Genomic DNA, 12,804 nt, shown 5'->3' with positions numbered 1-12,804 from the left:
TGGATGCCTATGCTCATCAAGATTTGCCCTTTGAAATGTTAGTCGAAGCGTTGCAACCCGAACGAGATTTAAGCCATTCTCCTCTCTTTCAAGTCGCTTTTGTCCTACAAAATACACCCAAGTCTGAGATTGGAATGACAGGGTTAACGGTGACAGATTTGCCCTTGGAAAATACAACTGCTAAGTTTGATTTAACCTTAGCGATGGTTAACACGGATGATGGCTTAAAAGGTGTCTGGGAATATAATACTGATTTGTTTGAGAGTGTCACTATTGAGCGATTGTCAGAGCATTTTCTTAATTTATTAGGGGGAATTGTGGCCAATCCCCAAGCTCAGATTTCCCAATTACCCTTATTAACAGAAGGTGAACAACAGCAATTATTAATTGAGTGGAATAATACTCAAGTTGATTATCCTCAAATTAAATGTATTCATCAGTTATTTGAGGAACAGGCAGAACGTACACCCGATGCGATCGCGGTGGTGTTTGAAAATCAACCATTAACCTATGCTGAGTTAAATGGTCGTGCTAATCAATTAGCCCATTATTTACAGAAATTAGGCGTAAAAGCTGATACTTTAGTCGGAATTTGTGTTGAGCGTTCTTTAGAGATGATGGTGGGATTATTAGGTATTCTCAAGGCAGGCGGGGCTTATCTACCGCTTGATCCTGAGTATCCCCAAGAACGGCTACAATTTGCGATCGCTGATGCCCAACTGTCATTATTGCTAACTCAAGAGCGATTACTAGATAAATTACCTGAATGTCAAGCACGACTAATCTTGTTAGAGCAGGTTAAGGAAGAAATTAACCAAAATAGCCAAGATAACCTAACAGGAGTAGTAACGGCTAATAATTTAGCTAATCTCATTTATACCTCTGGTTCAACAGGAAAACCCAAGGGGGTGATGGTGGAACATCGGGGATTATTTAACCTAGCCCAAGCACAAATTAAAACATTTAACTTAGATTCCGACTCTCGCATTCTCCAGTTTGCCTCCCTGAATTTTGATGCTTCTATCTGGGAAATTATCATGGCAATGGGAGCAGGCGCAACCCTTTATTTAAGCAAAAAAGACGCTTTAATGCCTGGGTTGCCATTAACAGAGCTATTAAAAAATTATGGGATTACCCAGATTACTTTACCGCCCTCAGCCTTAGCCGCTTTGCCCCTTGAAGAAATCCCAGAGTTACAAACCATTATTGTCGCAGGAGAAGCTTGTTCAGAAGAATTGATCAAGCAATGGGCTACGGGTCGAAATTTCTTTAATGCTTATGGGCCGACAGAAACCAGCGTTTGTGCAACAGTAGAAAAATGGACAGATGAGACGGAAACAATCACTATTGGTTGTCCCATTGCCAACACACAAGTTTATATCTTAGACTCCCATTTACAATCTGTCCCGATTGGTGTTCCAGGAGAATTACATATTGGCGGTATGGGATTAGCGCGGGGTTATTTGAACCGCCCAGAATTAACCCAAGAAAAATTTATCCCCAACCCGTTTGACAAAATAGGAAAAAGTAAATTATATAAAACTGGTGATTTGTGTCGATATTTACCCGATGGTAAGATCGAATACTTGGGACGGATTGACAATCAAGTAAAAATTCGCGGTTTCCGAATTGAATTAGGAGAAATTGAAGCCCTACTTAACCAAAATGAGTCGGTACAAGGAGCTTGCGTTATTGCTCGCGAAGATAAACCAGGAGATAAACGCCTAGTTGCTTACGTTGTCCCCCAACCCGAAATAATCCTGACCATTGACGAAATACGGCAATTTTTGAAAGCTAAGTTACCTGATTACATGGTTCCTAATGCTTTCGTGATCTTAGATGCTTTACCCCTTACTCCCAATGGCAAAATAGACCGCCGAGCCTTACCTGCACCTGATTTACAGGGCAAAGGTGAATATATCGCCCCCCGTAACCCCATTGAGGAAAAACTAGCGCAGATTTGGGCTGAGGTACTGAAATTAGAACGAGTCAGCATTGAGGATAATTTCTTTGAATTAGGGGGACATTCCCTCTTAGCGACCCAGGTGATCTCTCGCTGTCAGGAAGCCTTTGAAATTGCTTTACCCCTACGTTATCTGTTTGAATCCCCAACCATTGCCCAGTTAAGTGCGGTGATTTTAAAAGAACTGCAAACTGGCTCGCGGCTCAAACTTCCAGCTATAGTTCCCCTCAACCGACAGGATGACATCCCCCTCTCCTGGGCTCAAGAACGTCTCTGGTTTGTCAATCAGTTAGAAGGAGAAAGTGGAGCCTACACCATTGATTTAACGATGCGTTTGCTAGGAAATCTCAATGTTAAAGCCCTAGAAAAAGCTTTCCAAGCAATTATTCAACGCCATGAACCCCTACGGACTCAGTTTAAACTCAAAGATAATAAACCAATACAAGCGATCGCCCCTAGCGTCAACTTTACGCTACCCATAATACAAAGCCAGCCTTTGCAGGTAGAGAAACTGTTGACAGAAGCGGCCTCCGAACCCTTTGATTTAGCCAATGGTTCAGTATTACGAGTCAAATTATGGCAAGTCGGGGCGGATGAATATGTACTATTATTAGCTATTCACCATATTGCGGCGGATGGTTGGTCGCTAGGGGTTTTAATTGATGAATTATCAGCCTCTTATCGCAGTTTCAGCACAGGAACAAAAGCCGATTTACCGACCTTACCGATACAGTATGCAGACTTTGCGGTGTGGCAGCGTCAATGGTTAACCAATGAAGTATTAGAACGGCAATTAAACTACTGGAAACAACAGTTAAAGGGAGTTCCCCTACTGCACCAACTTCCCAGCGATCGCCCCCGTCCAGCCATACAAACTTTTCGCGGTGGAACGGAAAAACTACAACTCGATAGTCAACTGACGCAACAGCTTAAAAAACTCAGCCAAGAGTCTGGTAGCACCCTATTTATGACCTTACTGGCAGGTTTTGCTGTGTTGCTGTCTCGCTATAGTGGACAAACCGATTTAGTGATTGGTTCACCGATCGCCAACCGCAACCGCACCGAAATCGAAAAACTCATTGGCTTTTTTGTCAATAGCTTAGTCTTAAGATTTGATTTGTCCCAAGAACCGACCTTTGAGGATTTTCTAGCGCAAGTCAGACAAACGACTCAAAACGCCTACGACCATCAGGATTTACCCTTCGAGATGTTAGTCGAAGAATTGCAAATTGAACGACATTTAGACCGCAATCCTTTAATACAGATCGTTTTTGCCCTCCAGAATGCACCAACGGAGCCTTGGGATTTGCCTGGGGTGAAAGTTGAAGAGATGTCATCGGGACTTGATTCGGTTCGGGTTGACCTAGAGGTTTATCTGTGGGATGTTCCCGAAGGATTGGGCGGTTTTTGCTCCTATAACAGGGATTTATTTGATCCAGCGACCATTGCCCGCATGATGACTCATTTTAAGGCTTTGTTAGCGGCCATTGTGGCAAATCCACAGCAACCCGTGGCCTTACTTCCCTTATTAAATCCCCAGGAACATTATCAACTGTTAGAGGAGTGGAATGAGACAAAAGCCGATTACTCCTACGACAAATGTATTCACCAATTGATTGAAGAACAAGCAGAACGCACTCCTAATGCGATCGCCGTAGTCTTTGAAAATCAACAATTGACCTATGCACAATTAAATAATCGGGCCAACCAATTGGCGCACTATTTACACTCTCTGGGCGTAGAAACGGAGGTAATAGTCGGTTTATGTGTCGAACGCTCCCTAGAGATGATTGTCGCCTTAATCGGCATTCTTAAAGCAGGTGGGGCCTATCTACCCCTTGACCCCGAATATCCCCAAGCACGCCTACAATTTATGCTCTTTGATAGCCAAATCCCCTTACTGCTCACCCAACATTCACTAATTGATAAACTTCCCAATCATCAAGCCCAAACAGTCTTTTTAGAGGAAATTTGGGAAAAAACTGACCAACCTAGCCAGGATAACCTGACGGCGAAAGTAACCCCCTCTAATTTGGCCAATGTGATTTATACCTCTGGTTCTACAGGTAAACCTAAGGGGGTGATGGTTGAGCATAAAGGGTTGTGTAACTTAGCTTTGGCTCAAATTCAGACTTTTGGTGTCTATTCTCAGAGTCGCGTTCTCCAGTTTGTTTCCCTAAGCTTTGATGTTTGTATATCAGAAATCTTAATGGCACTGGGGTCTGGGTCTGGGTCAACACTTTTCTTGGCAACAAAAGACTCTCTAATGCCTGGTCTGCCCTTAATTAAGCGATTAAGCGATTATGCCATTACCCATATCAGTTTACCTCCATCAGCTTTGGCGTTTTTGCCTTTAGTCGAATTATCAACGTTGCAAACAATAATTGTCGGGGGTGAAGCTTGTTCTCCTGAATTGGTCAAACAATGGTCGAAGGGACGAAATTTCTTTAATGCTTATGGCCCAACAGAGGGGAGTGTTTGTGCAACGATCGCAAAATGTACGCCTTTTGACGAAAAAATAACCATTGGTCGCCCGATTGCCAATGTGCAGGTTTATATTTTAGACCCTCATTTACAACCAGTTCCTATCGGAGTGGCAGGGGAATTACATATTGGCGGTGCGGGGTTAGCCAGGGGTTATCTGAATCGCCCAGAATTGACCGCCGAGAAGTTTATCTCTAACCCGTTTGTCTCCCTTGATCCCCCCCTAACCCCCCTTGATAAGGGGGGAGAACAGCCGTCAAAATTATACAAAACGGGAGATTTAGCCCGTTATTTACCCGATGGTCAGATTGAATATCTGGGACGGATTGACAATCAGGTTAAAGTGCGGGGTTTCCGTATTGAGTTAGGGGAAATTGAAGCCGTTTTGAGCCAACATTTATTAGTACAAGAAGCGGTTGTGATTGCCCGTGCTGACCATCAGGGCGATAATCCATCCGCAACTGAACTGAATACTAATTTAGTAGGATATTTGGTTCCTGCTCTCCAGGGTCAAGTTTTACCCGAACAGCTTGCCCAATGGCAGAGTGAATATGTGAGTGATTGGCAACAGCTTTATGAAGAATCCTATCGTCAATCCCAGTCTGCAACTGATGATCCCACCTTTAATATTAGTGGTTGGAATAGTAGTTATACGGGGCAAGCGATGACCGCCTCCGAAATGCGAGAATGGGTTGAGCATACCGTAAGCCGCATTCTGGTCGGAAAACCGCAACGAGTGTTAGAAATTGGTTGCGGGAGTGGCTTGTTGCTGTTTCCTGTGGCTAAACATTGTCAGGAATATTGGGGAGCCGATTATTCCTCTGCCACCATTGACAACCTAGAACGGTTATGCGGCACAATTGAGGGTTTAGCGGGGAAAGTAAGATTATTGCACCGAACAGCCGATAATTTGACAGGGATTCCCCAAGCAGCTTTTGATACGGTGGTTATTAACTCCGTTGTTCAGTATTTCCCTAGTGTGGATTATCTATTACAGGTTATCGAAGGAGCAGTGAAGGCGATCGCGGCTGAGGGAAAGATTTTCTTAGGTGATATTCGTAGTCTGCCCTTACTAGAGCCATACCATGCCGCCGTACAGTTAGCCCGCACCGAAGCCAATAAAACCCTTGAACAATGGCAAAAACAGGTAAATCAGAGTGTCGCCACCGAAGAAGAATTGCTCATTGAACCTCAGTTTTTTATCGCTCTTAAACAACGTTTTCCGCAAATTTCTTGGGTAGAGATCGCACCAAAACGGGGTCAAGCTGACAATGAGTTAACCCAATTTCGCTATGATGTGACCTTACATTTGGGTAAGGATGTTCAAAGAACGGTTATTCCTTGGTTAAATTGGCAACGAGATGGGTTTTCCTTAGCAAAACTGCAAGATCAACTGAAACTGGAACAGCCAGAATGGTTAGGCATCAGGGATGTCCCCAATCAACGAGTACAAGAAGCCCTACAAATTTTAGACTGGTTAGAAAATCCGCCGGTCGTTTCGACGGTGGGAGAATTGCGGCAATTGTTAAAAGAAAAACCCAGGATGGGGATTAATCCTGAGCAAATGTGGCAATTGGGAGAAAAATTCGGCTACACCGTTCACCTCAGTTGGTGGGAAGGGAGTCAAGACGGTTCTTTTGATCTGGTTTTCCATCGCCAGAGTTCAATCCTAGAATCTGCAATGAGCGCAGTTGATGGCCAACCATACCCCAGTTTTTGGGACAATGAGACGGTTATTCCTAAATCCTGGACTGATTACACGAATAATCCTCTGTACGGTAAGTTAGTCCAGAAGCTAGTACCGCAGGTGCGGGAATTTGTCCAACAAAAGCTACCCAGTTATATGGTTCCCCAGGCTTTTGTGCTGCTCAATGCTCTACCTTTGACTCCCAATGGCAAGATAGATCGGCGGGCTTTACCGACACCTAATACAGCTACGCGCAATCTGGCCACGAGCTTTTTGGCACCGCGTACCCCCATTGAAACCCAAATGGGCCAAATTTGGAGTGAAGTTTTGGGATTGGAACGGATTGGCATTAAGGATAATTTCTTTGAACTTGGAGGACATTCTTTGTTAGCGACTCAGGTTATCTCCCGTTCCCGCGATCTTTTCTCGGTGGAATTGTCTTTACAAAATTTGCTAGAATACCCAACGATCGCTAATTTAGCCCAAATTATTGAACTTCTTGCCGTTGCACAGCAGGGACAACCAGCGATTACTGAAACCTTAGAAGATTATGAGGAGGGTGAATTATGAAAACAGTTGAATTTTTAGCTCATCTCAACGGGTTAGGGATTAAAATTTGGGTTGAAAATGATAAGCTCCGCTATCGTTCACCCCAGGGAATAATGACGACCGAACTTTTAGAACAGTTAAAGGAGCATAAAGCGGAATTAATCACTTTTTTGCGCCAACAAGCTGAAGAGTTAAGTCAAGCAGATGTCTATGATGTTGTCATTTGTGGCGGTGGTTTAGCGGGTTTAACCTTAGCAAGACAGTTAAAACTGCAAAAGCCAAATATTTCGGTCGTTGTTCTCGATAAAATGGCTCGTCCCTTACCAGAAGCAAGTTTTAAGGTGGGAGAATCCACAGTTGAAGTGGGTGCTTTTTATTTAGCCAATACGCTTCAGTTAACTGATTATTTTGAAGAGCAACATTTAGTTAAATTGGGATTGCGATATTTCTTTAACAATACTGCTCCTAATTTTCAAGATCGACCCGAACTAGGTTTATCAGAGTTTCATCTTCCTAATTCCTATCAAATTGATCGGGGTAAATTAGAAAACGATTTACGTGCCTTTAATGAAGAAAAAGGCGTAGAATTACGGGAAAATTGTGCGGTTAATGAGATTGAACTTGCGGTTGGTTTACAGCAACATCATAAAATTGTTTATACTCAAGGCCAAGGCGATAATAAAAAAACTCACTTCATTCAAGCCAAATGGGTCGTTGATGCAATGGGTCGCCGTCGTTTTCTGCAAAGAAAATTAGGCTTAGATAAACCTAATAATGATCAATTTGGTGCTGTTTGGTTTCGGGTTGAGGGTCGCTTTGATATCAGCGATTTCGTCCCTAGTAGTGAAGAAAAATGGCATAATCGCGTTCCAAATAAAAACCGTTACTATTCTACCAATCATTTATGCGGTAAAGGTTACTGGGTTTGGACAATTCCTCTAGCCACTGGTCATACCAGTATTGGTATTGTCGCTCGTCAAGATATTCATCCTTTGGAGAATTATTATAACTACGAACTGGCTTACCAATGGTTAGAGAAAAATGAGCCGATTTTGGCTTTTCACTTAGCCGATAAAAAACCAGAAGACTTTCGGAAAATGCCCAAATATAGCTACTCATCTAAACAAGTATTTTCCCACAATCGTTGGGCTTGTGTGGGTGAAGCAGGGACATTTCCCGATCCTTTTTATTCTCCAGGGACAGATAATATTGGTTTTGGAAATTCCTTAACAACCCAGTTGATTACGCTTGATCTAGAAGGTAAACTTACCCAGGAAAAAGTTCAAGATGCTAACTACTTTTATCTAAGTTACAGCGATGGGGTAACGTTTAATATTCAAAATGCCTACAATTGTCTAGGTAATGGTATGGTGATGGCAACAAAATTCATCTGGGATACGTTGTCAGGTTGGACATTTAGTGGTTTGATGATGTTTAATTCGATCTACCTTGACCAAGCATTTAGAACGAAAGTTCAACAGATCAATAGCAAATTTTTCCCCCTTTCCTATCGAATGCAACAGTTATTTAAGGATTGGGCGAATCAATCTTTACATCGGGTTAATTTTGAATTTATTGACTATTTAGCAATTCCTTTTGTTGATGAACTGCGATCGCGGAATTTAAAATATAACCAAACCGAGTCGGAAATTATTGAAGATTATCTCAGTAGCTTAACATTATTGGAGGAAGTGGCACAGGTTATGTTTCACTTAGCTCTAGAAGATACCATGCCAGAGATATTAGCAAAAGTTAGCTCTCATTCTTGGTTAAATGCTTGGGCAATTAGTCTAGATGCTAGTAAATGGGAGGCTGATGGACTTTTTAATCCTAAGAGCGAACCCCGCAATTTAAGTACAATTAAACAACAACTTTGGGAGGCAATTGGTAAGTGAAAGTAGTAGAATTTTTATCTTATTTGAAGGGTTTAGAGATTAAACTGTGGATTGAAGAAGAAAAACTCCGTTATCAAGCTCCCAAGGGGGCCATGACGACGGAAATTAAAGCGGCGATCGCGGCTCAAAAAACTGAAATTCTGGACTTTTTAAAAGCCGCACAAATCCCGACTAATACGGTTGAGTTAGAGATTATTCCTGTGTCACGGGATCAGGACTTACCCCTTTCTTTTGCTCAACAGCGACTCTGGTTTTTACACCAACTTTCCCCCGATAGTCATTCCTATAATTTGTTAGAAGCTCTACGGTTAGAAGGAACCCTGAATCTGTTGGCTTTAGAACAAAGTCTCAGTGAACTGATTCGCCGTCACGAAGTTTTAAGAACCACTTTTCCGATGGTAGAAGGGCAACCGATTCAGCGCATTGCTCCCCCTTCACCCGTTAGTTTACCCCTTCAAGATTTACAGGATTTATCAACAGAAAAACAAACAGAGCGTCTGCGGGAAATTGCGATCGCCCTTTCACTCAAACCCTTCGATCTAGCAGAGGAATCATTAGTTCAATTTAGGTTACTTAAACTGAGTTCTCAAGAGTATGTATTGCTGTTGAAGATGCACCATATTATTTACGATGGTTGGTCTCTGAGCATCTTTTTCGGTGAATTATCTCAACTTTATGCGGCCTTTGTCCAGGGTTTACCTTCCCCTCTCGCTGAATTATCTATCCAGTACGCCGATTTTGCGGTGTGGCAACGTCAATGGCTCACAGGTGAAGTCTTGGAGCGTCAACTTAATTACTGGCGAGAACAATTGACCGATGCGCCGACTGTCTTAGAACTGCCGACGGATTATCCCCGTCCCCCTATTCCTAGTTTCCGAGGTGATGGAGCGGTTTTTCGACTGGATCGAGATTTAACGCAACGTCTTAAACAGTTAAGCCAAGATTCAGGGGCAACCCTATTTATGACTTTACTGGCGGCTTTTTTTGTCCTAATTTCTCGTTATAGTGGTCAATTGGATGTGGTGGTGGGTTCTCCGATCGCTAATCGGAATAGTTCCGCGATCGAGAAATTGATGGGCTTTTTTGCGAATACTTTGGCTTTAAGGGGCGATCTATCGGGAAATCCCAGTTTTCTGGCGTTATTAGAGCGAGTAAAGCAAACGACCCTATCAGCCTATGCTCATCAAGATTTGCCCTTTGAAATGTTAGTAGAAAGGTTACAATTAGACCGTGATTTAAGCCGTAATCCTTTGGTACAGGTGATGTTTTCTCTGCAAAATACTCCCCAATCAGAGGGCAGTTTGTCGGGCTTAAAAATCGAGAATTTGCCTTTACCGATTGATACTAAAGCTCGATTTGATTTAGAAGTCAATTTTTGGGAAGTTTCTGATCGTTTAGAGGCGGTTTGGTGCTACAGCACGGATTTATTTGCTGCCAGCACTATTACCCAAATGGGGCAACATTTTCAAAATCTCTTAACCGCGATCGCCGCTAATCCCAGCCTCGGAATTTTTGAGTTACGGATGTTGAGTGATGCAGAACGTCATCAACTGTTGGCATCGTGGAACGAAACTCAAACAGATTATTCCCATTATAAATGTATTCATCAGTTATTTGAGGAACAGGTAGAACGCACCCCTGATGCGATCGCAGTGGTTTTTGAAGGTCAACAACTGACTTACGATGAATTGAATAGTCGTGCAAATCAATTAGCCCATTATTTACAATCTTTGGAGCTTAAATTAGAGGACAAGATCGGGGTTTGTATTGAAAGATCTCCTTTAATGGTAATAGCAATTTTAGCCATTCTTAAAGCAGGGGCAGCTTATGTTCCTCTAGATATTGCTTATCCCTCAGAAAGATTGGCTTTCATGATCGAAAATGTACAATGTTCTATTATCCTCACTCAAAACCATTTATCTGATCGACTCCCAGTTAATAACAGTCAAAGGCTGGTAGATATTGAGTCAAAATGGGAAAGTATTACCCAATATTCGCCAGAAAATATCGCAAGTAAAGTTACTCCAAACAACTTAGCCTACATTATCTATACATCAGGTTCGACGGGAACCCCCAAAGGAACGGAAGTCATCCATCGTAACATCATCGGTTTTATATTTGGGGTTGATTATGTCCAGCTTGATGCTCACCAAATTTGGCTACAACATTCCTCAATTTCTTGGGATGCCTTAACCCTAGAATTATGGACTCCCTTACTTTTGGGGGGGCGTTGTGTGCTTTATCCTGGTAATGTTATTACACCTGAAGACCTGAGTAAAATTATCAAAGAAGAAGGGGTGAACATTCTCTGGCTAACTTGCGCGTTATTTAATCTAATGATTGACACAATGCCAGAATCTTTATTAGGCGTTAAACAACTAATAACTGGTGGAGAAACTCTGTCTGTTGCTCATGTTCGTCGCGGTTTAGCCTTATTACCTAAAACCCAAATTATTAATGGTTATGGCCCATCAGAATGTACTGTATTTACCTGTTGTTATCCTATTTCTAAACAACTAGATGAAAATCTAGCTTCTATTCCCATTGGGAAACCCATTGGAGACAGAAAAGTTTACTTGTTTGATCGCAATTTACAACCAGTACCAGTTGGAGTTTCTGGGGAAATTCATGTAGGAGGAGCGAGTGTCGCCAGGGGTTATTTAAATCAGTTAGCTTTGACCCGTGAAAAGTTTATTTCTAATCCCTTTTTGGCAGGGGATACCCTTTATAAAACGGGAGATTTAGCTCGTTATTTGCCTGATGGTAATATTGAATATATCGGGCGGATTGACAATCAGGTGAAAATTCGCGGTTTTCGCATTGAATTGGGGGAAATTGAGGCTATAATCGGTCAAAATGAAGATGTACAGTCGGCTTGTGTGATTGTTCGTGAAGACAATCCAGGAGACAAGCGGTTAGTTGCCTACATTGTGCCAAAACCAGGGGTGACAATCACAAGTGGCGATTTGCGTCAGTTCCTGACCCATAAATTGCCTGGTTACATGGTTCCGAGTGCCTTTGTGATGCTGGAATTTTTGCCCTTAACCGCTAACGGAAAAATTGATCGCCGTGCGTTACAGGCTCCTAGTAACCCCAAAGATTCAGACAGATTCATTGAAGCGCGTAATCAGTTAGAATTAAGCTTAGTACAAATTTGGTCAAAAGTTTTAAAAATCGACAAAATTGGCGTTCGGGATAACTTTTTTGACCTTGGTGGTCACTCCCTTTTGGCTCCCTATTTAACGACCCAAATTAAAGAACAGTTTGGCAAAGAAATTGCCTTAACAACACTGTTTCAAAACCCAACTATTGAACAGTTAGCGACCATTCTCCAAACCGATTCAGATAACTCTAGTGAGTCTTGTTTAGTCCCCATTCAACCCAATGGTTCCAAGCCACCTTTTTTCTGTGTTCCAGGGGCTGGAGGACGACCCTTTTATTTTTACCATCTAGGACGTTATTTAGGAAAAGATCAGCCTTTTTATAGTTTTGAAAATGATCTCTATCAACAGTTGGGAGAAATCACTCAGATTGAGGTGATCGCTAGTATTTATATTCAAGCCATCCAAGATTTACAGCCCCAAGGCCCTTACTTTTTAGGGGGACATTCCTATGGGGGCAATGTGGTTTTTGAAATGGCTCAACAGTTAGTTAAGCAGGGTCAAAAAGTGGCATTACTAGCCATCATTGATTCCTCAGCCCCAACTTATAAAGATAAGCAAATGTTGCTTGATTATATTAATTGGGATCATGCGAGGTGGTTAGCGGAAGTAAGCAAAGGTATAGAAATTTATTTAGATAAAACTGTAGATATTTCCTATGAAACCCTTCAATCCTTGACTGTGGAGGAACAATTAAAATACGTTTTAAACTTTTTTAAAATGGCGAATATGCTTCCTCCTAATGCGAAAACTACGCAACTTGAAAATATTGTACAAGCCTATAAAACTAGCTGTTTATGTTTAGTTGATTATCTCCCTAAACAAATTTATCCCAGCAAAATTACGATTCTACGCGCTAACGAGGATTTACCCGATGATCCCAATCGTGAGTTAGTTGCTGAGTGTTCTGAGGATTTATCCTTCGGCTGGAGTGAGTTTTCTACGGAAGCAGTGGATATTCATTTTGTACTGGGTAATCATGTTACCATTATGGTGGAACCCCATGTCCAGGTTTTAGCCGAAGAGCTAAAAGTTTGCCTTGAGCAGTCACAAGTAAACATTTAA

3 protein-coding genes (1 of these 3 cut by a window edge) are annotated in these 12,804 nt (G+C 42.1%); all 3 read left to right on the top strand.

Annotation, left to right across the window (positions count from 1 at the left end; genetic code table 11):
- Tightly spaced (each overlapping or abutting the next), the 3 genes in view from KA717_23180 to KA717_23170 form a layout consistent with a single transcriptional unit that may run on beyond the window.
- On the top strand, positions 1-6,704 hold the final stretch of the coding sequence (locus tag KA717_23180; protein UXE58892.1) for a non-ribosomal peptide synthase/polyketide synthase. 7,375 nt of this gene lie to the left of the window's left edge; the window shows 6,704 of its 14,079 coding nt (coding positions 7,376-14,079); its start codon lies off the left edge, out of view; its stop codon occupies positions 6,702-6,704.
- Complete coding sequence (locus KA717_23175; GenBank protein ID UXE58891.1) at positions 6,701-8,578, top strand: FAD-dependent monooxygenase; 1,878 nt, start codon at positions 6,701-6,703, stop codon at positions 8,576-8,578. Before KA717_23180 ends, KA717_23175 begins: the two co-directional genes overlap by 4 nt.
- Positions 8,575-12,804 carry an amino acid adenylation domain-containing protein gene (locus tag KA717_23170; protein UXE58890.1) on the top strand — a complete coding sequence of 1,410 codons (4,230 nt, stop codon included), beginning with the start codon at positions 8,575-8,577 and terminating at the stop codon, positions 12,802-12,804. The genes KA717_23175 and KA717_23170 overlap by 4 nt, the downstream gene beginning before the upstream one ends.

It is taken from the genome of Woronichinia naegeliana WA131 (genome assembly GCA_025370055.1).
Lineage (GTDB): Bacteria > Cyanobacteriota > Cyanobacteriia > Cyanobacteriales > Microcystaceae > Woronichinia > Woronichinia naegeliana.
The sequence above is the reverse complement of the archived record's forward strand: the minus strand, read 5'-3'. Positions and strand labels throughout refer to the sequence as shown.

What these genes read in the sequence shown, in the direction of transcription:
- KA717_23175 (UXE58891.1), top strand. Translation starts at nt 6,701, where the DNA reads ATGAAAACAGTTGAATTTTTAGCTCATCTCAACGGGTTAGGGATTAAA.